The organism is Streptomyces sp. AK02-01A, assembly GCF_033795305.1.
In the GTDB taxonomy this organism is placed as follows: Bacteria; Actinomycetota; Actinomycetes; order Streptomycetales; family Streptomycetaceae; genus Streptomyces.
On record NZ_JARBAE010000005.1, the window covers coordinates 39568 to 64034 of the forward strand.

At 68.9% G+C, this 24467-nt stretch carries 24 protein-coding genes; 4 read left to right on the top strand and 20 right to left on the bottom strand.

What is annotated here, in order from left to right:
* Window positions 1–47: 47 nt before the first annotated feature.
* Complete coding sequence (locus PV679_RS07510) at window positions 48–488, bottom strand: DUF6086 family protein (protein WP_319679273.1); 441 nt, start codon at window positions 486–488, stop codon at window positions 48–50.
* A gap of 157 nt (window positions 489–645) precedes the next feature.
* On the opposite strand from PV679_RS07510, the gene PV679_RS07515 reads away from it, so the two are divergent.
* Together PV679_RS07515 and PV679_RS07520 are read left to right on the top strand one after the other, a co-directional pair.
* On the top strand, window positions 646–2451 hold the full coding sequence (locus PV679_RS07515; RefSeq protein WP_319679274.1) for an MFS transporter: 1806 nt from the start codon (window positions 646–648) through the stop codon (window positions 2449–2451).
* The gene (locus PV679_RS07520) at window positions 2451–2981 is read left to right on the top strand and encodes a MarR family transcriptional regulator (RefSeq protein ID WP_319679275.1); all 531 of its coding nucleotides are present in this window, start codon (window positions 2451–2453) and stop codon (window positions 2979–2981) included. The genes PV679_RS07515 and PV679_RS07520 overlap by 1 nt, the downstream gene beginning before the upstream one ends.
* 121 nt (window positions 2982–3102) lie before the next feature.
* Here PV679_RS07520 and PV679_RS07525 read toward each other — a convergent pair whose 3' ends face one another.
* The 12 genes from PV679_RS07525 to PV679_RS07580 all read right to left on the bottom strand — a co-directional run bounded on the left by PV679_RS07525 (window position 3103) and on the right by PV679_RS07580 (window position 15126).
* Window positions 3103–5931 (bottom strand): DEAD/DEAH box helicase, encoded by a 2829-nt coding sequence (locus PV679_RS07525; RefSeq protein ID WP_319679276.1) that lies wholly within the window; start codon window positions 5929–5931, stop codon window positions 3103–3105.
* A 45-nt stretch (window positions 5932–5976) separates the two neighbouring features.
* Window positions 5977–6870, bottom strand: coding sequence for a diacylglycerol kinase (locus tag PV679_RS07530; RefSeq protein ID WP_319679277.1), 894 nt, complete (start codon window positions 6868–6870; stop codon window positions 5977–5979).
* Window positions 6871–6888: 18 nt separating this feature from the next.
* Complete coding sequence (gene tatC / locus PV679_RS07535) at window positions 6889–7839, bottom strand: twin-arginine translocase subunit TatC (RefSeq protein WP_319679278.1); 951 nt, start codon at window positions 7837–7839, stop codon at window positions 6889–6891.
* Window positions 7840–7882: 43 nt separating this feature from the next.
* Window positions 7883–8176: a Sec-independent protein translocase subunit TatA gene (gene tatA / locus PV679_RS07540; RefSeq protein ID WP_319679279.1), complete on the bottom strand. Its 294-nt coding sequence runs from the start codon at window positions 8174–8176 to the stop codon at window positions 7883–7885.
* A gap of 232 nt (window positions 8177–8408) precedes the next feature.
* Window positions 8409–8606 carry a hypothetical protein gene (locus tag PV679_RS07545; protein ID WP_319679280.1) on the bottom strand — a complete coding sequence of 66 codons (198 nt, stop codon included), beginning with the start codon at window positions 8604–8606 and terminating at the stop codon, window positions 8409–8411.
* A gap of 9 nt (window positions 8607–8615) precedes the next feature.
* Window positions 8616–8876 carry a hypothetical protein gene (locus tag PV679_RS07550; protein ID WP_319679281.1) on the bottom strand — a complete coding sequence of 87 codons (261 nt, stop codon included), beginning with the start codon at window positions 8874–8876 and terminating at the stop codon, window positions 8616–8618.
* A 93-nt stretch (window positions 8877–8969) separates the two neighbouring features.
* The gene (locus PV679_RS07555; RefSeq protein ID WP_319679282.1) at window positions 8970–9923 is read right to left on the bottom strand and encodes a WYL domain-containing protein; all 954 of its coding nucleotides are present in this window, start codon (window positions 9921–9923) and stop codon (window positions 8970–8972) included.
* 15 nt (window positions 9924–9938) lie between these two features.
* A complete protein-coding gene (locus tag PV679_RS07560) occupies window positions 9939–10895 on the bottom strand; it encodes a helix-turn-helix transcriptional regulator (protein WP_319679283.1) in 957 nt (318 codons plus the stop codon).
* A 120-nt stretch (window positions 10896–11015) separates the two neighbouring features.
* The gene (locus PV679_RS07565) at window positions 11016–11390 is read right to left on the bottom strand and encodes an FKBP-type peptidyl-prolyl cis-trans isomerase (RefSeq protein WP_319679284.1); all 375 of its coding nucleotides are present in this window, start codon (window positions 11388–11390) and stop codon (window positions 11016–11018) included.
* A gap of 43 nt (window positions 11391–11433) precedes the next feature.
* Entirely contained in the window at window positions 11434–12369 is a 936-nt protein-coding gene (locus PV679_RS07570; RefSeq protein WP_319679285.1) for an FKBP-type peptidyl-prolyl cis-trans isomerase, read from the bottom strand.
* Between the two features lie 108 nt (window positions 12370–12477).
* Window positions 12478–13839 carry a Pup--protein ligase gene (gene pafA, locus PV679_RS07575; RefSeq protein WP_319679286.1) on the bottom strand — a complete coding sequence of 454 codons (1362 nt, stop codon included), beginning with the start codon at window positions 13837–13839 and terminating at the stop codon, window positions 12478–12480.
* Between the two features lie 9 nt (window positions 13840–13848).
* Window positions 13849–15126: an MFS transporter gene (locus PV679_RS07580; protein WP_319679287.1), complete on the bottom strand. Its 1278-nt coding sequence runs from the start codon at window positions 15124–15126 to the stop codon at window positions 13849–13851.
* 134 nt (window positions 15127–15260) lie between these two features.
* Between PV679_RS07580 and PV679_RS07585 the strand changes: the two genes are divergently transcribed.
* Complete coding sequence (locus PV679_RS07585; RefSeq protein WP_319679288.1) at window positions 15261–16298, top strand: LacI family DNA-binding transcriptional regulator; 1038 nt, start codon at window positions 15261–15263, stop codon at window positions 16296–16298.
* Window positions 16299–16415: 117 nt separating this feature from the next.
* Here the strand turns inward: PV679_RS07585 and prcA are convergent, their stop codons facing one another.
* The 5 genes from prcA to arc all read right to left on the bottom strand — a co-directional run bounded on the left by prcA (window position 16416) and on the right by arc (window position 22155).
* A complete protein-coding gene (gene prcA / locus PV679_RS07590; RefSeq protein ID WP_319679289.1) occupies window positions 16416–17180 on the bottom strand; it encodes a proteasome subunit alpha in 765 nt (254 codons plus the stop codon).
* A 52-nt stretch (window positions 17181–17232) separates the two neighbouring features.
* Complete coding sequence (gene prcB / locus PV679_RS07595; RefSeq protein ID WP_319679290.1) at window positions 17233–18078, bottom strand: proteasome subunit beta; 846 nt, start codon at window positions 18076–18078, stop codon at window positions 17233–17235.
* 144 nt (window positions 18079–18222) lie between these two features.
* Window positions 18223–18441, bottom strand: a complete 219-nt coding sequence (locus tag PV679_RS07600; RefSeq protein WP_319679291.1) for a ubiquitin-like protein Pup — start codon at window positions 18439–18441, stop codon at window positions 18223–18225.
* A 134-nt stretch (window positions 18442–18575) separates the two neighbouring features.
* A complete protein-coding gene (gene dop, locus PV679_RS07605; RefSeq protein WP_360179715.1) occupies window positions 18576–20087 on the bottom strand; it encodes a depupylase/deamidase Dop in 1512 nt (503 codons plus the stop codon).
* Between the two features lie 301 nt (window positions 20088–20388).
* Window positions 20389–22155: a proteasome ATPase gene (gene arc / locus PV679_RS07610; RefSeq protein ID WP_319679292.1), complete on the bottom strand. Its 1767-nt coding sequence runs from the start codon at window positions 22153–22155 to the stop codon at window positions 20389–20391.
* A 253-nt stretch (window positions 22156–22408) separates the two neighbouring features.
* Here arc and PV679_RS07615 point away from each other — a divergent pair, with 253 nt between their 5' ends.
* The gene (locus tag PV679_RS07615; protein WP_319679293.1) at window positions 22409–22729 is read left to right on the top strand and encodes a ferredoxin; all 321 of its coding nucleotides are present in this window, start codon (window positions 22409–22411) and stop codon (window positions 22727–22729) included.
* 26 nt (window positions 22730–22755) lie between these two features.
* On the opposite strand, the gene PV679_RS07620 is transcribed toward PV679_RS07615, so the two are convergent.
* Together PV679_RS07620 and PV679_RS07625 are read right to left on the bottom strand one after the other, a co-directional pair.
* A complete protein-coding gene (locus PV679_RS07620; RefSeq protein ID WP_319679294.1) occupies window positions 22756–23343 on the bottom strand; it encodes a hypothetical protein in 588 nt (195 codons plus the stop codon).
* Between the two features lie 196 nt (window positions 23344–23539).
* Window positions 23540–24442 (bottom strand): tRNA (adenine-N1)-methyltransferase, encoded by a 903-nt coding sequence (locus PV679_RS07625; protein ID WP_319679295.1) that lies wholly within the window; start codon window positions 24440–24442, stop codon window positions 23540–23542.
* Window positions 24443–24467 lie beyond the last annotated feature (25 nt).

Sequence of the window (24467 nt, forward strand, 5' to 3'; positions counted from 1 at the left end):
TGGGCCGCGCGGGTCCGGCGATGCGTTCTTCGTGCGGGATTCGCCGGTCAGCGGGGCATGCGGCGATCCAGCTCCCGTGCCTTTTCGCGCAGTTCCGACCGCCAGGCCGCGCCGTCCGCCGGTGCGGACATCCCGGTGCGGACCGAGACCTGCACATCGTCGAGCGGGCCGCTCGGGTCGGCGCCGAGCCGCGTCCAGTCCACGGTGATTCCGGCGCGCTCCGCGAGGACCAGCACGATGGCGGTGAAGCCTTCGGAGAGGGCCAGCACAATGGCGTGGCTCGTTCTTCGGTGCCGCGCCAGCAGGGCGTTGACGAAGGTCTCGAAGGCGATCGGGTCGATCTGGCACTCGTCGTTCTCCATCGGCCCGATGCCCGAGGAAAGGTCCAGCTCCGCCTCGAAGACCGCCACCTGGCGCAGGAACAGACGGGAAGCGCCGTTGGACGGGTTCCACAGGGTCTCGTCGGCTATCTCGAAGTACTGGCTCATCGCGGCACCTTTCGGTTGATCATGGCAGGCCAGCGGATGCGGCCGGCTCGACACAGCGGTGACGGGCAGGGGTCGCCACGCGACGTGGCCGTTCCGGGCCCGCGAGGATTAGATTGGTTGAGGTCATACAAGTAATTCCCGATGGGAGTGAGAGCCCGTGGGAAGCGACATCGCCGGACCGGCCATCACACGGCCGGCCCGTCCCCGGCGACCTGGGCCGCACTACAAGTGGATCGCGCTGACCAACACCACACTGGGCGTGCTGATCGCGACGATCAATATGTCGATCATGCTGATCGCGCTGCCCGACATCTTCCGCGGGATCGGTGTGGATCCGCTGCGGCCGGGCAACACGAGCCTGCTGCTGTGGCTGATCATGAGCTATCTGGTGGTCACCGCCGTGCTCGTGGTCAGCTTCGGCCGGCTGGGAGACATGTTCGGCCGGGTGCGGATGTACAACATGGGCTTCGCGGTCTTCACCGTGTTCTCGGTGCTGTTGTCGGTGACCTGGACGCATGGCACGGCGGGCGCCCTCTGGCTGATCGGTATGCGGGTCCTGCAAGGTGTCGGCGGGGCCATGCTCATGGCGAACTCCAACGCCATCCTCACTGACGCCTTCCCCGCCCGTCAGCGCGGTCTCGCGCTCGGTCTGAACCAGGTGGCGGCCATCGCCGGGTCCTTCATGGGTCTGATCCTCGGTGGTCTGCTCGGTCCGATCGACTGGCATCTGGTGTTCCTGGTATCCGTGCCCTTCGGCGTGTTCGGCACGATATGGGCGTATCTGAAGCTGCACGACACGGGCATACGGGCACCGGCCCGGCTGGACTGGTGGGGCAATCTCACCTTCGCCGTCGGCCTGATCGCCGTGCTGGTCGGCATCACGTACGGCATCCAGCCCTACGGCGGCCACACCATGGGCTGGGCCAACCCCTGGGTGATCGGTGCCATCGCGGGCGGCATCGCGGTCCTGATCGTCTTCTGCGTGGTGGAGACCAGAGTCCCCGCGCCCATGTTCCATCTGTCGCTGTTCAAGATCCGCGCCTTCACCGCAGGGAACGTGGCCAATCTGCTGGCATCGCTGGGCCGCGGCGGCCTGATGTTCATCCTCATCATCTGGCTGCAGGGCATCTGGCTGCCCCGACACGGTTACGACTTCGAGCGAACCCCGCTGTGGGCCGGTATCTACATGGTTCCGCTGACCGTCGGGTTCCTGATCGCGGGTCCCTTCTCCGGCTGGGCCTCGGACCGGTTCGGCGCCCGGACCTTCGCCACCGGCGGCATGGTGCTGGCCGCCGCCACCTTCGCCGGGCTGGAGGCGCTGCCGGTCGACTTCGGCTATCCGGTGTTCGCCCTCATCCTGCTGTTCAACGGGCTGGCCATGGGCCTGTTCGCGTCGCCCAACCGGGCAGCCATCATGAACAGCCTGCCGCCGGACCAGCGTGGTGTGGGCGCCGGGATCAGCACGACCTTCCAGAACACGGCGACGGTGCTGTCCATCGGTATCTTCTTCTCCCTGATGATCGCGGGACTGGCCGGTTCGCTGCCCGCCGCGCTCACTCACGGCCTGACCGCTCAAGGGGTTCCCGCCGCCGACGCCGCCAAGGTCGCCGCTCTTCCGCCGGTCGGCGTGCTGTTCGCCTCGCTCCTCGGCTACAACCCGGTCCAGAGCCTGCTCGGCCCTCATGTGCTCGCCGCGCTGCCGCCGGGCCACGCGGAGTACCTCACGGGCCGGGCCTTCTTCCCCGAGCTGATCTCCCGGCCGTTCTCCGACGGCCTCTCCGTCGCCTTCGACTTCGCGATCGCCGCCTGTCTCGTGGCGGCAGTCGCCTCGCTGCTCCGGGGTGGCCGCTATATCCACGACGACCAGGCCGGTTCCCGGCCGGACACCCCGCCTGACCGGCTCCCGGCTTCCGCACCGCGGGCGTCCTCGCCGGCGCCGCCGGACCCGTCCAAGGGATCCTGATGACGGCGTCCGAAGCGGGTGCGACGGAGCCGACGCAGCTCGCCGGCCGGCTCCGTACGGCGATCCAGCACCTTGTGCCCGTACTGCGTGACCAGAGCGCCCAGCGCGATCTCACGCCGAGCCGACGGGCCGCGATGGCCACGCTCGCCGCGCACGGTCCACTGCGCGTCAGCGACCTCGCCGCGCGCATGGGCATCACCGTGTCCACCGCCTCCCGCATGGTGGATCTGCTCGACGGCTCCGGCTGGATCGAACGCGGCCCCGATCCGCTGGACCAGCGGGCCAGCCTGATCAGGCTCAACGAGACCGGCCGGGCCCTGCTCGACTCCCTGCGCCGTGAGGCCACCAGACTTCTCGCCGAGCGGATCAACCGACTGACCGAAGCCCAGCGGCACTCGCTGGGAGCCGCTCTGCCCGCGCTGGAGGCGCTGTCCGAGCTGGAAACCCTGTCCGTACCGGAGGGTCCACCCGTACCGGAGGCCGTGCCGGAACGCGCCACCGGGCTCTCGGGCGAACCCGGGCCTCCATGACGCGCGGAGCCAGGCACGGGATTCCGCGGCCTTCGACCGGCGCGGCTTTGTGATCGCCGCGACGCCGGGACTTCCGGTCGGCGGGAGCCGAGGACCGACGGGAAGTCCCGGCGGGCGGCCGTCAGCCGACCGAGCTGTACGCCACCACTCCCCGCAGCACCGCGTCGACCGCCTTGCGGGCGTTCTTGGTGACCGTGCTGCCCTCGCGCGGCGCGGCCGCCGCGATCTGGCCCAGTACATCGATGACCTGCTTGCACCAGCGCACGAAGTCTCCGGCCGGCATCTCCGCCTCGCGCAGCACCTCGTCGAGGCCCTTGCCCGAGGCCCACATGTAGACCGCCCAGGCGAAGCCCGGATCGGGTTCGCGCTGGCCGACACCTTCCGTCTGGCTGATCTTCAGGTCCTCCTCCAGGGCGTCGAGCCGGCCCCAGATACGGACCATCTCGCCCAGCGCCGCCTTGGCCGCGCCCGACGGGACCTTGGGCACCACCGCGTCGTCGGCCTGCCTGGCCTCGTACACCAGGGCCGAGACACAGGCCGCGAGCTCGGCCGGGCCGAGCCCTTCCCACACTCCGTCGCGCAGGCATTCACTCGCCAGGAGATCCAGCTCGCCATAGAGCCGGGCCAGCCGCCTGCCGTGCTCGGTGACCTCGTTGCCGCGCAGATAGTCCAGCTCGGTCAGGAGAGTGACGATCCGGTCGAAGGTGCGGGCGATGGTGTTCGTCCGGCCCTCGATGCGCCGTTCGAGCTGGCGGGTGTCCCGCTGCAGCCGGTAGTAGCGCTCCGCCCAGCGCGCGTGGTCCTCGCGCTCGTCGCAGCCGTGGCAGGGATGGGCCCGCAGCTCCGTGCGCAGCCTGGCGATCTCCCGGTCGTCGGCGGCGGCGGCGCGCTCCTTGCGGTGCCGCTCGGGCACGATGTGCCCGGCCTTCGTGCGCAGCGCGGACGCCAGATCGCGGCGCGACTGCGGCGAGCGCGCGTTGAAGGACTTGGGGATCCGCATCCGCTCCAGCGCCTCGACCGGGACCGGGAAGTCCATCGACGCCAGCCGTTTGACCTGGCGCTCCGCGGTCAGCACCAGCGGGCGCGGCCCTTCCTGGTATTCGAATCCGCGGTGTCCGTTGGAGCGTCCGGCCGGCACACCGGGGTCGATGACCAGCGCGAGACCGGCGAACTTCCCGGTCGGCACATGGATGACATCGCCCGGCTTGAGCTTCTCCAGCGACGCGGCCGCCGCGGCCCGGCGCTGCGCCGCGCCCTGCTTGGCCAGATCGGTCTCGCGGTCCTTGAGGTCGCGGCGCAGCCGCGCGTACTCCTCGAAGTCCCCGAGATGGCAGGTCATGCCCGCGCGGTAGCCGTCGAGCCCTTCCTCGTTCTTCTGCACCTGCCGGGAGATGCCGACGACCGACTTGTCGGCCTGGAACTGGGCGAAGGAGGTCTCCAGCAGCTCGCGGGAGCGGTGCCGGCCGAACTGCTGCACCAGATTGACGGCCATGTTGTACGAGGGCCGGAAGCTGGAGCGCAGCGGATACGTCCGGGTCCCGGCCAGTCCGGCGAGCGCGCCCGGATCCATGCCCCGCTGCCACAGCACCACGGCGTGGCCTTCGACATCGATGCCGCGCCGACCGGCCCGGCCGGTGAGCTGCGTGTATTCGCCGGGAGTGATGTCGGCGTGCTGCTCGCCGTTCCATTTGACGAGCTTCTCCAGCACCACGGATCTGGCCGGCATGTTGATGCCGAGCGCCAGCGTCTCCGTGGCGAAGACCGCCTTGACCAGTCCGCGTACGAACAGCTCCTCGACGACCTCCTTGAAGGTCGGCAGCATCCCGGCGTGGTGCGCGGCGATGCCGCGCTCCAGTCCTTCCAGCCACTCGTAGTAGCCGAGGACATGGAGATCCTCACCGGGGATGGAGGCCGTGCGCTCCTCGACGAGCTCGCGCACCTGCCGGCGCGCGTCGTCGTCATTGAGCCGCAGCCCCGCGTACATGCACTGCTGTACGGCGGCCTCGCAGGCGGCCCGGCTGAAGATGAAGGTGATGGCGGGCAGCAGGCCCTCGGAGTCGAGCCGCTCGATGACCTCGGGGCGGCTGGGCGTCCAGATGCGGCTGCGCTGTCTGCGCTCGCGCTCCCGGTCGGCCTCACGCACCATTTTGCCGCGCCGGCGTTCGCGCGGGTTGTATGTGCGCTGATTCTCCATCCGGGCCATCCGGACCAGGTCGGGGTTGACCTCCCGCCTGGCGCCGCCGCGGCCGCCGTGGTCGGTCTCCTCCTCGAAGAGGTCGTACATCCGGCGTCCTGCCAGCACATGCTGCCAGAGCGGCACGGGCCGGTGCTCGGAGACGATCACTTCGGTGTCGCCGCGGACGGTGTCCAGCCAGTCGCCGAACTCCTCGGCGTTGGAGACGGTCGCCGAGAGCGAGACCAGGGTGACCGACTCGGGGAGGTGGATGATCACCTCTTCCCAGACGGCGCCACGGAACCGGTCGGAGAGGTAGTGCACCTCGTCCATCACGACATAACCGAGACCCAGGAGGGAGCGGGAGCCCGCGTAGAGCATGTTGCGGAGCACCTCGGTGGTCATGACGACCACCGGAGCGTCGGCGTTGACGCTGTTGTCACCGGTCAGCAGGCCGACCTTGTCGGCGCCGTAGCGCTTGGCCAGGTCGGCGTACTTCTGGTTGGACAGCGCCTTGATCGGCGTGGTGTAGAAGCACTTGCGGCCCTCGGCGAGCGCCAGGTGCACAGCGAATTCGCCGACGATCGTCTTGCCCGAGCCGGTGGGCGCCGCGACCAGCACGCCTTTTCCGGCCTCCAGGGCCTGGCAGGCCTCGATCTGGAAGGGATCCAGGCCGAATTCGTACATCTCCTGGAAAGGAGCGAGCGCCGTGGCCTGCTCTGCGGCGCGGATCCGGGCAGCGGCGTACCGCTCGGCTGGTGAGAGGTCCTCTGTCATCTTGTTGTCGAGCCTACCCGTCACCTCTGACAGTCAGCCCGATCTTTAATCTGCTTTGCAGAGCACGCGCACCGCGCCCGGCACGCACACGGCGGTGAGGGGCAGCGGGCCGAGCTGTTCCCCGTCGGCGTAGGCCGTGACGCCGGGCGCGGCCAGACTGACGCCGGCCGCGCGGTGGACGGTCACCTTGGGATGGCTCAGATGGGTGCCCCGGTAGACCTTCGGGAAGACCTTCAGCAGGGTCGTACGTGAGCACTCGCCGACGACGGTCACGTCGAAGAGTCCGTCGTCCAGCTCCGCGTCCGCGCAGATCCGCATTCCGCCGCCGTAGGAGGTGCCGTTGCCGACGGCGACGAGGGTCGCCTCGATCTCCCGCTCGGCGCCGCCGTCGAGGGTCATCCGGTACGGGAACGGCCTGAGCGCGGCCAGCTCGGCCACCATCGCCAGGTCGTACCTGAACCGCCCGGGCAGGCGCATCCGGTTGCCCCGGTCATTGACGCGTGAGTCGAAGCCGGAGGCCAGCACGGTCCCGAACCAGGTCCCGCCGACCCGGCCCAGGTCCACGTCCCGGACGCCGTCCTCCTTGAGAGCCCGCGCGGCGAGCCGTCCGGCGGCGGCCGGGTCGCGGACGGGCAGTCCGAGGGTGCGGGCGAAGTCGTTGCCGGTGCCCACGGCGATCACACCGAGCGGGGTCGGGGTGCCCGCGACGGCCTGCAGAGCGAGGGAGACCATGCCGTCTCCGCCCACGGCCATCAGCGCGCCGGTACCGCCGTCGACGGCCTCGCGGGCGCGCCGCAGAGCGTCGCCGGCGTCGGAGCCGAGGACCGTACGGACGGAGAATCCCGCGTCCCGCAGCGCGGCGGCGGCCGGCCGCGCGGCACGCGCGCCCCGGCCGCGCCCCGCGGTGGGATTGACGAGGAGGGTGATCTCGCTGGCCACCCGCCGGACCCTACAAGGTCAGGTGATGTCGTCGTAACCGTTCAGCCGGTTCCCGCGGCCGCCGTCGGACTGCTCGGGAAGGGAGGACGGCGGGGAGACGGGTTCGATCGCGCCGACGGCTTCCGGCGTCAGGTCCAGATCGGAAGCCTCGTCGTCGTCGAGGCCCGCGTCCGGGTCATTGCGCCTGCGCCGCCGGTCGTTGAGCATGCAGACGCCCAGCGCGATGAAGTAGAGCAGGACGATCGGGGCCGCCAGCGTCAGCATGGTGAGCGGATCGCCGGTCGGGGTCGCGAAGGCGGCGAAGAGCGTGATGCCCAGCACCATGGCCCGCCACCAGGAGCCGAGGCGCTTCGCCGTCAGCACTCCGGTGAAGTTGAGCAGGACGAGCAGCAGGGGCAGCTCGAAGGCCATACCGAAGACGATCACCATGCGGACCACCAGGTCGAGATACTCGTCGACCGGGAGCAGGTTGCGGGCGTTGTCCGGGGTGAAGTCGAGCAGGATCGTGGCGGTCTGAGGAAGGATCTTGTACGCGAGGACGGCACCGGCGAGAAAGAGCGGTACACCGGCTCCGACGAAGGAGAGCGCGTACTTCTTCTCGTGGCTGTGCAGACCGGGTGCCAGGAAGCCCCAGAGCTGGTACAGCCAGACCGGTGTGGACAGCACGACGCCCGAGACGAGAGAGACCTTCAGCGCGATGGAGAAAGGAGCGATCAGACCGTTCACGGTCATGTCCGCGCAGGGTGCGCCGTTCTTCTGCTTCAGTGCGCCGTCGACACAGCCGACCGAGTCGAGGATCGGCTTCAGCATGAAGTCGATCAGGTCCTTGTAGTAGAACGCGGCGACAATGGTGATGACCATGATCGCCAGGACTGATTTCAGCAGGCGGTTTCGCAGTTCACGCAGGTGCTCGGCGAGGGGCATACGCCCCTCCACATCTCTCTCCTGCTTGCGGGCAGACTTGAGCAACCCACGTCCCTCGTCTCGTTACAGCAGCCGTCGGTGGAGTACGTCAGCTCTGGGGGGTGCGGTTCTGCTCATTGACCGGGCGGGCGCTGGTGACATCGCCGGGGGCGGCCTGGATCGTACGCGGAGCCGCCTGCGGCTGAGCGGTCGTGTCGGCCGTCTGGTCCGCGGCGGGAGCCGGGGTGTCGTCGTCCTTCTTCATGGCCTTGGCCTCGCTCTTGAGGATGCGGGCCGACTTGCCGAGGGAGCGGGCCATGTCGGGAAGCTTCTTGGCACCGAACAGGAGCAGGATGACAACGATGATCAGAACGATCTCAAGGGGCTTCAGATTGCCGATCATATGCGGCTTCCTTCTCACTGAGGCGGCTGGGGCTGTAGGTGCCCGTACAACCGGACGGGTGTCCGGCCATGGTGCTGGCAGCGATCGTAACCCGGAGGAGTAAACGCGGGGCAATGCCTGTGCATACTCCCAGCGGCGCCCAACACCTCCATGTCCGGCGCCGCGATCATCAGCGTACCGTCCGGACAGCGGGCGGAGGAGGGTGCGTCAGCCACCACTCCGCGCGACCGCGCTACCGCAGCGTGTGACCCGTCTCGGCCAGCCGCTCGGCCGCGCGCTCAAGATCCTCGGCGGCCCGGTTGATCCGCTCCGCGGTGGCGGCGACCTGCCGTCCGAGGCGCTGCGCCGCGAGAAAGACACGGACCGCCAGGACTCCGAGCACGGCGATGCCGCAGAAACCCAGGGCGATGGCGAGCATGGGCCAGAACATGGGCTGAGACTAGACCGTTCCAGGAGTCGAGTGGAGGCGCAGCGTCCGCACTCCGGCGCCCGTGAGGAGTTCGACTATCCGCTCACCGGCCGGCTTGCGCACCGCCTTCTCGCACTCGGGACAGGTGAAGGAGTAGAAGGTGGTGCGGCGGCTGGCTCCGATCGCCAGGCACAGCGCGCCCGCGGACAGCTCGAAGCGGGCACGGCACTCCGGACAGGCCGCCTTGAAGAGGACCGGGACGACCGTTGAGAGTTCCGACAGCTCAGACATAGCCGACATATTCGTTGGTTCTCCCTGTCCTCTGATGGTCATTCCCGGCCGTTCCCGCTGCGCTGTCCGCTCTTCGCCGTTCACCCGTGGCTGTCAGTGGCTGTCATAGGCCGCGAGGGCCTCGTCCGCCGCCAGCCGCGCGCTCTCCGCCAGATCCCGCGGTGAGACGATCCGGCCGTCTCCGCCGAGCCGCAGCGCCAACCGCCGCAGCGAGGCCGGCGCGGGCGTACGCAGTGTGATCCGCAAACCGCCGTCGGGAAGTTCGACCGCGCTGTCGTGCGGGTAGTATTCCGCGACCCACCGGCCGCCGGGACCGACCTCGACCACCACCTCGGGATCCTCCGCCGACGGCTGCACCAGCCCTTCGGACAGATCCCGGAGTTCGAGTTCCGGAGGTGCGGCCGGCGCGTCCAGCAGCCTGACCTCGGCGACCCGGTCGAGCCGGAACGTACGCCGCGCCTCGGAGAGCCGGCACCAGGCCTCCATATAGGTGTGGCCCACGGCGAACAGCCGGATCGGGTCGACCTCGCGCTCGGTCAGTTCGTCGCGCGCCGGTGAGTAGTAGCGCAGCCACAGCCTGCGCCGCTCGGAGATGGCCCGGTCGACCTCGGCGAACACCCCGCCCTCCGACTCGAAGGTCACCGAGAGCCGGGAACTGGCGCCGGCGGCCTCCCCGGCCGCGGTCTCCAGCTTGGCGGTGGCCCGCAGCAGCGCCTGCCGGTCGCCCTCACGCAGGCCCGGCAGAGTGGCGACCGCGCGGGCCGCGACAAGCAGGGCCGTCGCCTCGTCGGCGGCGAGCCGCAGCGGCTCGGCGACATCGTCGGCGTTGTGCCACCAGATGCGGTCACCGTCGGTGTCGATGTCGAGCAGATCACCGCCGCGGAAGCTGGTCCCGCACATGGGCAGGACATCGAGGTCGGAGATCAGCTCGTCCTCGCTGATGCCGAAGGCCCGGGCGACATCGCTGACATGCGCGCCGGGGCGCTCCCGCAGATACGTCACCAGCGAGAGCATCCGCCGGGTCTGGTCGATGGCGTTGGCTGCCATGGTGTACGCGTCCCCTCAGCCCTTGGCCACGGCACGCAGCCGGTCGACGACATCGGCCCGCAGATCCGCGGGTTCCAGCACGACCACGTCCGGTCCGAACTCCACCAGCCAGGCGTCGAGGCCGTGCCCGTACGGCACCTCCAGCTCGTCCCAGCCGCCGCCCAGCTCCCGCGACGACAGCGCCCTGGAGCGCAGCGGATAGCCGCATCCCGAGCGCAGCCTGATCAGCGCGGAGCGGGTCGCGGTCTCTCCCGCCCAGCTCTCCACCGTCTCCCGCACGGTGACCACGTCCGGTACGGGCGCGCTGAAGGCCCCGGCGCGGGAGCGGACCCGGCCGGTGATGCGGGAGAGCCGGAAGACCCGCTCCGCTCCTCGGTCACGGTCCCAGCCGGCCAGATACCAGTGGCCGCGCCAGCACTCCAGCGTCCAGGGTTCGACCTGGCGCTGTTCGGGCCGGGCGGCATTGGCCTTGCGGTAGTCGAAGACGACGGCCCGCCGGTCGCGGCAGGCGAGCATCAGCGGTTCGAAGGCGGCCTCATGGACGGGGATGCGCGGTTCGAGGGCGCTGTGGTGTGCCTCGTAGGTGTCCTCGGCCTCCGGCATCCCGGCCGCGCGCAGCTTCTGCAGGGCTCCGCTGGCCGCGCCCGCCAGCCGCGCCTGCTGCCAGACCTTGGCGGCGAGGCCGAGGGCCGCGGCCTCCTCGGCGTCGAGCGTGATGGCGGGCAGCCGGTTGCTGTCACGCCGGGCGAGATAGCCGGTCTCGGCGTCGAGGTTCTCCACCGTTTCGATGACCAGGCCGAGCTCGCGCAGATCGTCTTTGTCCCGCTCGAACATCCGGTTGAACGAGTCGTCGGTGCCCGCTTCCAGATATGCCTCGATGGAGCCGCGCAGCTCGCGCTTGCTCAGCGGCCGCCGCGTCCCGAGCAGGCACAGGGCCAGGTTCATCAGTCGCTCGGCTTTGGCAATCGCCATCGATGCCCTACCCCCTTGATCGTGCCGCCTCCGCCTGTTGACCGTACCGCCCCGGGGTGTCACGGGCCAAAGCCGAGGGCCCATGCCGAACAGCATGGGCCCTCGGGTGTCCGGATGTGATCAGACAGCGACCAGATCGCAGACGAAGATCAGCGTCTCGCCCGGCGCGATGGCACCGCCACCGGCGCCGCGCTCGCCGTACGCGAGGTGCGAGGGGATGGTGAGCTGGCGGCGTCCGCCGACCTTCATGCCCTGCACGCCCTGGTCCCAGCCGGAGATGACCTGGCCGACACCGAGCTGGAACTGGAGCGGGGTGCCACGGTTCCAGGAGGCGTCGAACTCCTCGCCGGTCGAGAAGGCCACGCCCACGTAGTGGACGGAGACGGTGTCGCCCGCCTTGGCCACCGCGCCGTCGCCTTCCCAGATGTCCTTGATCTCCAGGTCGGCCGGCGGCTCGCCACCCGGGAAGTCGATCTCGGGCTTGTCGATGCTCACTGAACTGCTCCTCCACATGATGAACTGCGCAACCGGGACAGTCTTACACCTTCGCCAGGATGTCCACGGCGAACACCAGCGTGGAGTTCTTCGGGATGCCCTGCTGCTCCTGGTTGCCGAAGGCCTGGTCCGGCGGGATCACGACAAGGATCCGGCTGCCCACCTTCTTGCCGACGATGCCCGTCTTGAGGCCCTTCAGCGTCAGTTGCGGCAGCGGGAAGGTCACCGTCTTGCCGGCCTTGTACGTGCTGTCGAACTGCTTGCGGTCCTTCCAGAGGAACGCCGAGTAGTTCAGCACGACCGTGTCCGTGTCCTTGACGACGTCGCCCTTGCCCTCCAGCACGTAGTTGGAGACCAGCTTCTTGGGCGGATCGGCCTTGGGAACCGTGACCGTCGGCTCCTTGCCGTCGGTGTTCGTCCCCACCTTGGGCAGGTCGATGTTGTCCTGGGCGACCTTGGCGCCCTCGGCGGACTTCGGAACGGTGGTGGCCTTCAGGATGTCGACGACGAAGACCAGAGTGGCGTTGGGCTTGATGTCGCCCTGGCCCTGGGCGCCGTATCCCAGCTCCGGCGGGATGCCCAGCTCGACGCGGCTGCCGACCTTCTGGCCTTCGAGGCCCTGGTCCCAGCCCTTGATGACCATGCCGGCGCCGAGGGTCAGATCGAAAGGCTGCTTGCGGTCGAAGCTGTTGTCGAACGGCTTGGTCGAGTCCCAGCTCTGGCCCAGGTAGTTGACCTGGACCGAGTCACCGTTCTTGACCGTCGCGCCGTCACCCTTGCTGAGGACGTCGACCTTCAGCTCCTTGGGCGGGGTCCCCTCCCCCTTTTCGAGGGTCGGCTTCTGACCGAACTTGTCACCCGCGCTGATCGCGGGAAGTCCGTTCTTGGACGAGGTGGAGTCGGAGCCTCCGTCGTCGCCGCACGCCGCTGTCGACAACAGCAGCAAGGGGACGACGATCAGGCCGGCAAGTCGGCGCACGTGTTCCTCAGATCTCAGACGGCACAGTAGTTGCCCGACACTCTAGGGCGTGCCGAGGGCCCCGTACGAGATACGTACGGGGCCCGGGTCGCATTCGACCGGCGCGTGTCACATACCGGCGATCAGCTTTTCCACCCTGTCGTCCACGGACCGGAACGGGTCCTTGCAGAGAACGGTGCGCTGGGCCTGGTCATTCAGCTTGAGATGCACCCAGTCGACGGTGAAGTCCCGGCGCTGTTCCTGGGCCCGGCGGATGAAATCGCCGCGCAGCCGCGCTCTGGTGGTCTGCGGGGGCACGGACTTGCCCTCGAAGATCTTCAGGTCGTTGCAGATCCGGGCGGCCTGTCCGCGCTTCTCCAGCAGGTAGTAGAGACCGCGACGGCGGTGGATGTCGTGGTAGGCGAGGTCTATCTGGGCGACCCGTGGATGAGACATGGTCATGTTGTGCTTCGCCCGGTAGCGCTCGATCAGTTTGTATTTCATGACCCAGTCGATCTCGGTGCCGATACGGTCGAGATCCTCCGCGTCGATCGCGTCGAGCGTGCGGCCCCAGAGTTCGAGGACCTGGTCGACGGTGCCGGTGCGGATGCCCCGGCGCTCCACGAAGTCCACTGCCTTCTCGTAGTACTCCCGCTGGACCTCCAGGGCGGAGGCCTCGCGGCCGCTCGCCAGCCGGACCTTGCGCTGGCCGGTGAGATCGTGGCTGACCTCACGGATCGCGCGGATGGGGTTCTCCAGGGTGAGGTCGCGCATCACCGTGCCGGCTTCGATCATGCGCAGGACAAGATCGGTGGCACCGACCTTGAGCAGCATGGTCGTCTCGGACATGTTCGAGTCGCCGACGATGACATGCAGACGGCGGTAGCGCTCCGCGTCGGCGTGCGGTTCGTCACGGGTGTTGATGATGGGACGGGAGCGGGTGGTGGCGGAGCTGACGCCCTCCCAGATGTGCTCGGCGCGCTGGCTGACGCAGTACACCGCGCCTCGCGGGGTCTGCAGCACCTTGCCGGCGCCACAGAGGAGCTGCCTGGTGACGAGGAAGGGGATAAGGATGTCCGCGAGCCGGGAGAACTCTCCATGGCGTGCGACGAGATAGTTCTCGTGGCAGCCGTAGGAGTTTCCCGCCGAGTCGGTGTTGTTCTTGAAGAGATAGACGTCGCCCGCGATTCCCTCCTCGTGCAGGCGGCGTTCGGCGTCGACGAGCAGGCCTTCGAGAATGCGCTCGCCCGCCTTGTCATGGGTGACCAGCTCGGTCACGTTGTCGCATTCGGGAGTTGCGTATTCCGGATGCGAACCCACGTCGAGGTAGAGACGGGCGCCGTTCCGCAGGAAGACATTGCTGCTGCGGCCCCATGAGACAACACGGCGGAAGAGGTAGCGCGCCACTTCGTCAGGTGACAGTCGGCGCTGTCCCCTGAACGTGCACGTGACGCCGTACTCGTTCTCCAGCCCGAAAATGCGGCGGTCCATGTCTGAACATTACGCCTGATGACCAGAGCTGAAACCGGGTTCGGCCGCACCGCTTCGATCATTTTCCGTCCGGATGGTGGCATCGGAAGGACCGCTGGGAGCCGCGAGTACCCGCTGGGTGGCCAGCAGTACCAGCAGCGCGGCGATGCCTCCGGCTCCCGCGACGGCGAAGCTCGCGGAGGTACCGCCGATCTCCACGGCCGGGCCCGCCGCGGCCGTACCCAGTGCGGCGCCGACACCGAAGGTGGTGACGAGCCAGGAGAACGCCTCCGTGACGGTGCCGCGCGGGGCGTGCCGGTCGACGACGATGAAGGCGCAGGCGATCGCGGGCGCCAGGAAGATCCCGGCGACGGCGGCGAGCGCGGTCATCGCGACCACGCCGGGCGTGAGCGTCAGCGGCAGATAGCAGAGCGCGAGCAGGGCGACGATGCCGCGGAGTCTGCGCTCGGGAGCGCCGGTCCACCGCCGTGCCCCGTAGACCGTGCCGCCCGCGAGAGCGCCGAGGCCGAGCGCCGCCATCAGCCAGCCGTACACGGACTCACGGCCGTGGTCGTCGGCGTAGGCGACACCCGCGACGGTGATCGAGCCGAGTGCGATACCGACGAAGAGGAAGGCGCCCAGCAGGGCGAGCAGCCCGGGTGAGCGCAGGGCGCCGAGCCAGTGCGCCTCGCGGGGCGCGGAGCGCCAGACGCGTGAGGGCTCGGAGAGGACGACGGAGAGCGCGCCGAGCACGCCGATCGCGTTGATGACGAGCAGCGCGGCGGCCGGGGACCAGAGCGCGACCAGCAGGGTGACGAGCAGCGGGCCGACCGTGAACATGACCTCCTGGGCCACGGCGTCCATGGCGTACGCCCGGTGCACCCGCTCCTCGCTGCCGAGGACATTCGGCCACAGCGCCCGCAGCCCGCCCTCCAACGGCGGAGTGAACAGGCCCGACACGGCCACGGCCGCGTAGGCGAGCAGCGGCGAGCCGGTCCCGGCGACCACGAGCAGCACCGCTCCCAGGGCCGAGACGACGGCGGCGGGGAGCTGCACCCTGGGCTGGCCGTACAGGTCCACGGCCCGGCCGAGCAGCGGCTGTCCGACGGCGTTGGCCACGCCGTACACCGCCGCGAGCGCGCCCGCGAGGCTGTAGCTGCCGCCGCCGGCCCGGACGAGCAGGACGATGGCGATCGGGCCGGTGGCGTTCGGCAGCCGGCCCACCAGCGTGCCGGTGAGCAGCCGCGCCGCGTGTGGCGCCTTGAGGATGTCAGCGAATCCGGTGGCCCCGGTGGCCTCTGCGGCCATGTCCCGCCCCTCTCCCCCGGCGTACCGAGGTTTTACGTATAACGTCGCCGTCATACGTACCATGTGCGCAGTCCGCAGGTCCACCGCCCGGCGCTGCGGCGGATGCCCGGACAACGCGATGGAGAGCGGCAGCCATGACAGAGCAGCCCGTCAGGCCCATCACGAGCAGGGACGTGGCGCGGACCGCGGGTGTGTCCCAGGCCACGGTCTCCCTGGTGCTCGGCGGCAAGTGGCGCGGACGGGTCTCGGAGCGGACCGCCGGGCTGGTGAGGGACGCGGCACGCGAACTCGGCTACCGGCCCAATCTCGCGGCCCGCAATCTGCGGCTGGGCCGCACCAGGACGGCCCTGCTGGTCGTCCCCGCGCTCACCAACGAGTTCTTCGCCCGGGTCTACACGGGCGCGGCCGAGGTCGCCGCCGAGCACGGCTTCGGCGTGGTCCTCTATCCGTCACCCGAAGGGATCGGCCCCGCCAGGGACCCTTTCGCCTCGGCGCGGGCCGCGCTGGACGGCGTGATCGCCTCCTCGATGGCCACCGGCGCGCTGGACGCGATCCGCGGTGACGACGGCGCGGATCTGCCGCTGGTGATGCTGGACAGCGATCCGGCGGCGCCGGGGGCCGCCGCCCGGGTGAATCTCGACGTCGCCGACGGCATGCGGCAGGTGACACGGCATCTGCTCGGTCTCGGCCACCGCCGCCTCGTCCATCTCGCCTCCGCCGTCGACTCCTGGACGTTCGACGTACGGGCCGGGGCCGTCGCCGAGGCCGTACGGAGGGTGCCGGACGCGGTGGTACGGACGGTGTCCGCGCCGCTGGAGGTGGAGGCCGGACGAGCCGCCGCGGAGCGTGCGCTCACCGGCCCCGGGCCCCGGCCCACCGCGCTGGTCTGTGACGGCGACATCCTGGCCGCGGGAGCCTGCAAGGCGGTACGGCGGCTGGGACTGCGGGTGCCCGAGGACATCTCCGTCACCGGCTTCGACGATCTGGCGCTCGCGACGGCGGTGGAGCCGGAGCTGACCACGGTGCGGCTGCCGGCCGAGGCGGTGGGCGGGCGCGGCATGTCGGCGCTGCTGGCGGTCCTGGACGGCCGCGCTCCCGAGACCGGCGACCTGCCGGTGTCCCTGGTGGTCCGGGGCTCCACGGCGCCTCCGGCCGCCGTCCCGGGCCACTGAGGGCTTGAGCCCGGGGCGGGCCTCGTCCGGCTCCCGGGCGCCATGGGCCGACCTGGCCGCGCCCGGACATGACCGTGCCCCGGCCGCGCGGGCCGGGGCACGGTCAGGGCGCACCGGTCACGTGTCGGTGTCGTCCGCCTCTTCGGTGTCCGAGGGCGCGTCCGTGGGAGTGGAGGCCGCGCCGTCCGCCTCAAGCAGCCGGGAGAGCTGGCGGCCGACGATCCGCTTGAACTTGCGCTGCTGTGGGCGGGTACGGTCCAGGACCGCCACTTCCAGCCGCTCCGCGGGGATCTCCCGCTCGCCGCCGTTGGTGTCCCTGGACAGCGCCTGGACGGCCAGTTTCAGCGCCTCGGCGAGAGACATGCCCTCGCGGTGCTGCTGGTCGAGGAATGTGCTGATCTGCTCCGAGCTGCCGCCGACCGCCACCGAGCCGTGCTCGTCGACGATCGAGCCGTCGTGGGGCAGCCGGTAGATCTGGTCGCCGTCCGGAGTGGCACCCACCTCGGCCACGACCAGTTCCACCTCGTAGGGCTTCTCACCGGCGCTGGAGAAGATGGTGCCGAGCGTCTGGGCGTAGACGTTGGCGAGGCCACGCGCCGTCACATCGTCACGGTCGTAGGTGTACCCGCGCAGATCGGCGTAGCGGACACCGCCGATGCGCAGATTCTCGTACTCGTTGTACTTGCCGGCGGCCGCGAAGCCGATCCGGTCGTAGATCTCGCTGAACTTGTGGAGCGCGCGGGACGGGTTCTCGCCGACGAAGACAATGCCGTCGGCGTATTGCAGCACAACCAGGCTGCGACCGCGGGCGATGCCCTTGCGGGCGTATTCCGCCCGGTCGGCCATGGCCTGCTGGGGTGAGACGTAGAACGGCGTCGACACCGGCTATCCGTCCCTTTCTGTCAGTGGCATATCGGTTCAGAAGAGGGAGGCGTCAGAGCAGCGCGGCACGTGGGCCGTCGGGCTGCTCCATCCGGCGCTCCAGGATCTGGCGGGCGATCTCGGAGGATTCCGCGTCGGTGAGCCTGCGGAAGCCGTCCTCGGTGATGACGGTGACGATCGGATAGATCCGCCGGGCCACGTCCGGGCCGCCCGTCGCCGAGTCGTCGTCCGCGGCGTCGTAGAGCGCCTGGACGACCAGCGTGGTGGCCTGCTCTTCCGTCAGGTCCTCGCGGAAGAGCTTCTTCATCGCGCCACGGGCGAAGATCGAGCCGGAGCCGGTGGAGGCGTAGCCCAGCTCCTCGGAGCGGCCGCCCGTCACGTCGTACGAGAAGATGCGGCCCCGCTCGCGGTCCACGTCCCAGCCCGCGAAGAGCGGCACGACGGCCAGGCCCTGCATGGCCATGGCCAGATTGCTGCGGATCATCGTGGAGAGCCGGTTGGCCTTGCCCTCCAGGGAGAGCTGCGCCCCTTCGACCTTTTCGAAATGCTCCAGCTCAAGCTGGAAGAGCTTGACCATCTCCACGGCGAGACCGGCGGTGCCGGCGATGCCCACGGCCGAGTACTCGTCGGCCGGGAAGACCTTCTCGATGTCGCGCTGAGCGATCATGTTGCCCATGGTCGCCCGCCGGTCACCGGCGAGCACCACACCGCCGGGGAAGGTCACCGCGACGATCGTCGTGCCGTGCGGGGCCTCGATCGCGCCCTGCAGCGGCGGCAGCGAGCGCTTGCCGGGCAGCATGTCCGGCGAGTGGTGGGACAGGAAGTCCATGAACGAGGACGAGCCGGGCGTCAGGAAGGCTGCCGGCAGACGCCCGGTGCTACGAGGGTTGGCTTCCACACGTTTCCTTCCGGATGGGCGGCGGCCCGCCGCTCGGGCCGGGCCGATCATTAGAGCTGTGCACGGACCTTACCCGCGCCGTCGCCGGTCATCCGCCCCGGTGCGACCGGCTTTCGCCGGCGGCCCCGGGACGGACAACGGCCGCTACTGGCCGCCCTTTTGGACAAAGGACCGCACAAAGTCCTCTGCGTTCTCCTCAAGTACGTCGTCGATCTCGTCCAGGACGGAGTCGACGTCGTCGGACAGCTTCTCCTGGCGCTCCTTGAGGTCCTCGGAAGCCTGCGCGTCCTGCGCCTGCTCCTCGACCTCCTCCGTGGAACGCGTGGCCTTCTGCTGTCCGCCGTCGGTGTCCTTGGTCGCCATATCCCTCACCCCGCTCGGTTCGCCCCGCTCGATGTGACCTTCAAGATCCGACCCTACAAGGAGGGTCCGACATCGGCCCCGCACTTCCTACAACGTCCGGCGACCACCTCCATGATTCCCGTACGGGGACCATTTCAGCCTCCGGACAGCACCCGGACCAGCTCCTCAGCGGTGCGGCAGCGGTCGAGCAGCTCCTTGACGTGGTTACGCGTGCCGCGCAACGGCTCCAGGGTGGGCACCCGCTGCAGCGAGTCCCGGCCCGGCAGATCGAAGATGACCGAATCCCATGACGCGGCGGCCACATCGTCCGCGTACTGCTCCAGGCAGCGGCCGCGGAAGTAGGCCCTGGTGTCCTCCGGAGGCTTTGTCCTGGCCCGCTCGACGTCCTGCTCGTCCAGCAGGCGGCGCATCTTGCCACGGGCCGCCAGACGGTTGTACAGGCCCTTCTCGGGCCGTACGTCGGCGTACTGCAGATCCACGAGATGCAGCCGGGCCGCGTCCCACTCCAGCCCGTCCCGGCGGCGGTAGCCCTCCAGGACCTCGCGCTTGGTGATCCAGTCCAGCTCCCCGGACAGGCTCATCGGGTCGTTCTCCAGCCGGTTGAGCGTGTCCTCCCAGCGGCCCAGGACGTCCTTGGTCTGCTCGTCGGCGTCGGCGCCGTACCGTTCCTCGACATACTTCCTGGCCAGCTCGAAGTACTCCATCTGAAGCTGGACGGCGGTCAGTGTCCGGCCGCTGCGCAGCGTGACGAGCTGGCGGAGGCCGGGATCGTGCGAGACCTGGTGCAGCGTACGGACCGGCTGGTCGACGGCCAGATCCACATTGATGAAGCCGTCCTCGATCATGGAAAGGACGAGCGAGGTCGTACCGAGTTTGAGATACGTCGAGATCTCCGACAGGTTCGCGTCGCCGATGATCACATGCAGCCGGCGGTACTTCTCCGCGTCCGAATGCGGTTCGTCGCGCGTATTGATGATCGGGCGCTTGAGGGTCGTCTCCAGACCCACCTCGACCTCGAAATAGTCGGCCCGCTGGCTGATCTGGAAGCCGTGCTCGTGGCCGTCCTGTCCGATGCCGACCCGGCCGGCGCCGGTGACCACCTGCCGGGAGACGAAGAACGGCGTGAGGTGGCGCACGATGTCCGAGAAGGGCGTCTCCCGCCTCATCAGGTAGTTCTCGTGCGTGCCGTAGGAGGCGCCCTTGTTGTCGGTGTTGTTCTTGTACAGATGGATCGGCTGGGCGCCGGGAAGCTGCGCGGCGCGCTCGGCGGCCTCGGCCATGATGCGCTCGCCGGCCTTGTCCCAGAGGACGGCGTCACGCGGATTGGTGATCTCGGGAGAGCTGTACTCCGGATGGGCGTGGTCCACGTACAGCCGTGCGCCGTTCGTGAGGATCACATTGGCCAGACCGATGTCCTCGTCGGTGAGCTGGCTGGAGTCGGCCGTCTCGCGGGCGAGGTCGAAGCCGCGGGCGTCCCGCAGCGGGTTCTCCTCCTCGAAGTCCCAGCGGGCTCGTCGCGCCCGGTGCATCGCCGCCGCGTAGGCGTTGACGATCTGGGACGAGGTGAGCATGGCATTGGCGTTCGGGTGGCCCGGAACGGAGATGCCGTACTCCGTCTCGATGCCCATTACTCGCCGTACGGTCATGCGGCCCTCCTTGCCCGGCGGCACTCCCCTCCGGGAGCGGCGCTCAAGTACCGCTGTCTCTCAGATGCGTGTGCGGTGCCCGTCCCCGCACTGCGCGACGCGGCGGTACGAAAGAGCCTAGAACGCCTTTGCGCCGGTGGGGAGATCATTTCCGTCATTGGCCTGGTGTGGTGGAAGGTGCGGGTAAAGCAACCGGCTGCGGATGCCCGTCCGGACATCCGCAGCCGGTGCTCGTTCCGGGGCGTGTTTCGAAAGGAGCGCCGTCCGCCCGGCGGGCCAGGCGCTACTTTCGCAACAGGCCCTAGAGGTACTGACCGGTGTTCGCCACCGTGTCGATGGAGCGTCCGGTGTCCGCGCCCTGCTTTCCGGTGACAAGGGTACGAATGAACACGATCCGCTCGCCCTTCTTTCCGGAGATCCTGGCCCAGTCGTCCGGGTTGGTGGTGTTCGGCAGGTCCTCGTTCTCCTTGAACTCGTCCACGCAAGCCTGGAGGAGATGGGAGACTCTGAGGCCCTTCTGGTTGTGGTCGAGGAAATCCTTGATGGCCATCTTCTTGGCCCGGTCGACAATGTTCTGGATCATCGCGCCGGAGTTGAAGTCCTTGAAATAGAGGACTTCCTTGTCGCCGTTCGCGTACGTGACTTCGAGGAAGCGGTTCTCCTCGGACTCCGCGTACATCTGCTCCACGACGGACTGAATCATTCCGTGCGCCGCGGCGGCCTTGGAGCCGTTGTGCTCGGACAGGTCGTCCGCGTGCAGCGGCAGCGTGGCCGTCAGGTACTTCGCGAAGATGTCCTTCGCCGCCTCCGCGTCCGGACGCTCGATCTTGATCTTCACATCGAGCCGGCCGGGCCGCAGGATCGCGGGGTCGATCATGTCCTCGCGGTTGGAGGCGCCGATGACGATGACGTTCTCCAGGCCCTCCACACCGTCGATCTCGGCGAGCAACTGCGGGACGATGGTGTTCTCCACGTCCGAGCTGACACCGGATCCACGCGTGCGGAAGAGGGATTCCATCTCGTCGAAGAAGACGATGACGGGAGTACCCTCGCTCGCTTTCTCCCGGGCACGCTGGAAGACCAGGCGGATATGCCGCTCGGTCTCACCGACGTACTTGTTGAGGAGCTCCGGGCCCTTGATGTTGAGGAAGTAGCTCTTCCCCGCCGGACGGCCGGTCACCTCGGCGACCTTCTTGGCGAGGGAGTTCGCCACGGCCTTGGCGATCAGTGTCTTGCCGCAGCCGGGCGGACCGTAGAGCAGGATGCCCTTCGGCGGCCTGAGCTCGTGCTCCTTGAAGAGGTCCGGGTGGAGGTACGGAAGCTCGACCGCGTCGCGGATCATCTCGATCTGGCCGCCCAGACCGCCGATCTTGTCGTAGTCGACGTCCGGGACCTCTTCGAGGACCAGTTCCTCGACCTCGCTCTTGGGAACCACTTCGTAGACATAGCCGGAGCGGGGTTCGAGCAGAAGGGCGTCGCCGGGACGGATGGTGATGTCCAGCAGTGGCTCCGCGAGCCGCACCACCCGTTCCTCGTCGGTGTGCCCGATCACCAGGGCGCGCTCGCCGTCCTCAAGGATCTCCTTGAGAGTGACGATGTCCCCGGCACGCTCGAACGCCATGGCTTCGACCACATTGAGTGCCTCGTTGAGCATGACTTCCTGGCCGCGCCTGACCTCGTCAAGCTCGACGCCGGGGCTGACATTCACCCGGAGCTTGCGGCCCCCGGTGAAAATGTCGGCCGTACCGTCCTCATTCGACTGCAGAAAGACCCCGAAGCCGGCCGGCGGCTGTGCGAGCCGGTCGACCTCCTCCTTGAGGGCCACGATCTGGTCGCGGGCCTCACGCAGCGTATTGGCGAGCCGCTCGTTCTGCGCGGACACGCCCGCCAGGTTCGTCTGCAACTCGACGATCCGCTCTTCGAGAATCCTCGTGTGCCGCGGAGAGTCGGCGAGCTTACGTCGCAGGACGGCGATTTCCTGCTCGAGATAGGCAACCTGGCCGGCTGGGTCTTCAGACCCCCGCCCCGGCCGGATGCCGCGGTTGATGTCGTCGTCGTGGGCTGCCACGGTCCTCACCTCCTCCAAGGGGAGCTGGACGCTTCCTGACCCTACCTGGGTGGGTGATGATTGAAACCCCTAGATCACAAAGACTGTCGGAGTGTGTCCGATCTTCACCCTTGCGCTCTCCCTCACGCCAGGGGAATACCCACCGATCAACATCGGAAAGCGGCCGGTTGTATCGTCGAAGTGTTCAACACCCGTCAGGGCTTGCGCGACTTACTTCAGATCGCGTCACCCGACGCAGCAAACGGCAGGAGAGATGACCGTGCAGCAGGAGGCTCCCACCGAAGGCGTCACCGGGACCGGTGAAGCGCTGGAAGTCTGGATCGACCAGGATCTCTGCACCGGGGACGGGATCTGTGCCCAGTATGCCCCGGAGGTCTTCGAACTGGACATTGACGGCCTGGCCTATGTGAAGAGCCCCGACGACGAGCTGCTCCAGTCACCCGGCGCGACGACGCCCGTACCACTGCCGCTGTTGCGCGATGTGGTCGATTCGGCCAAGGAGTGTCCGGGCGACTGCATCCATGTACGGCGCGTCTCCGACAGGACCGAGGTGTACGGCCCCGACGCGGAGTAGAGCCCGAAGTCACCCGGGGTGAGCGGTCAGACGCTCTGTGCGACGGGCCGCTCACTCCGTACGAACGCGCCGTTCTTCCACTGCCAGGAGAGCCTTCGCTCCTCGTCGGGGCAGCAGCTCGGCACGTCGGGACCCGAGTAGCCGAGCAGCGTCGCCAGCACCGCGCCGTCCCGGATCGCGAAGTCGTCTCCGACGCTCTGCTTGTCCTGGGGATCGACCAGCGTCGCCACCACGCGCGGCCCGGACTTCGCCGTCGCGGTCAGCACATACACACCGCTCGGCGGGGTGCCGGAGCCGGCGGCGCAGCGGACGACCGCCGCGGTCTCGGGGCTGCCGTCCCCGTCGAGGTCGCCGGATGCCTTCGCCGTGACCACCTGTGCCGCTCCGCCGCACTCCAGTGGGAAGTCCACACCGGACGGATCGGGAGCGGGAAGCGGGGCGCGGTCCCGGGCGGCGGCCCCGTGGGCGCCGGAGCCCGACTGGGACGCCTTGGCGGCGTCGGGCTGCAGCAGACCCGCCAGCGCCACGACAGCGGCCATCGCGGCGGCCGTCGCGAGCCAGTGCATCGGGCGGGGCCGGGTGTGCGCGAGGTCCGGGACATCGGAGAGCTGCACGCGGAGTGTCTCCTGTGAGGGGTGCCGGCGAGTGACCAACGGTGGGAGGGAGACAGCATCGTGCCACACGTCACAGCCAGGCGGAACAGCGGGGTCCGTAAGCGCAACATGACGATGCCGCCGTCGAGTTCCCCGGTTCGAAGGGAGAACTCGGCGGCGGCGTCGTCATGTTGGCGGGCGGCGGCCGGAGCGCTGATCAGCCGCGGGAGCCGCTGCCGCTGCCGGGGCCGTCGTAGTCGTCGCCGTAGGCGCCCTTGGCGGGACGGCGGCGGCGCAGCGGCGGCTCGACGCCGTCCGCGAGCCGGCGGGCGGTGACCAGGAAGCCGGTGTGGCCGATCATCCGGTGGTCCGGCCGTACGGCCAGGCCCTCGACATGCCAGTTGCGGATCATCGACTCCCAGGCGGCCGGCTCGTTGAACGTGCCGAACTCCCGGATCGTCTCGACCGTGCGGGCGAGCTGAGTGGTCGTCGCGACATAGGCGCAGAGGATGCCGCCGGGGACGAGCGCCTTGGAGACGGCCTCGATGCACTCCCAGGGAGCGAGCATGTCCAGGATCACGCGGTCGACGTCCGTGTCCGACAGATTGTCCTGAAGGTCACCGACCGTGAGCTGCCAGGCAGGGTGAGGCTCGCCGAAATAGCGCTCCACATTCTGCTGGGCGATCTCCGCGAAGTCCTGGCGGCGCTCGTACGAGTGCAGCATGCCCTGGTCTCCGATGACGCGCAGCAGGAAACTGCTGAGCGAGCCGGAGCCCACTCCCGCCTCGACGACGCGTGCGCCGGGAAAGATGTCGGCGAAGGCCAGGATCTGGCCGGCGTCCTTCGGATAGACCACGGCGGCGCCGCGGGGCATGGACAGGACATAGTCGGGGAGCAGGGGGCGCAGCGCGAGATAGGCGACGTTTCCCGTGGTACGGACAACACTGCCCTCGGGAGCACCGATCAGCTCGTCGTGCGGGAAGGACCCTTTGTGGGTGTGGAAATTCTTCCCGGCTTCGAGCGTGAAGGTGTAGTGGCGTCCCTTGGGATCGGTGAGCTGGACCTGGTCCCCGACCTTGAAGGGCCCGCGTCGGCGGGCGGCACCGGTCGGTTCGGACATGTGACCAGCCTAGCCGCTTTTTCGG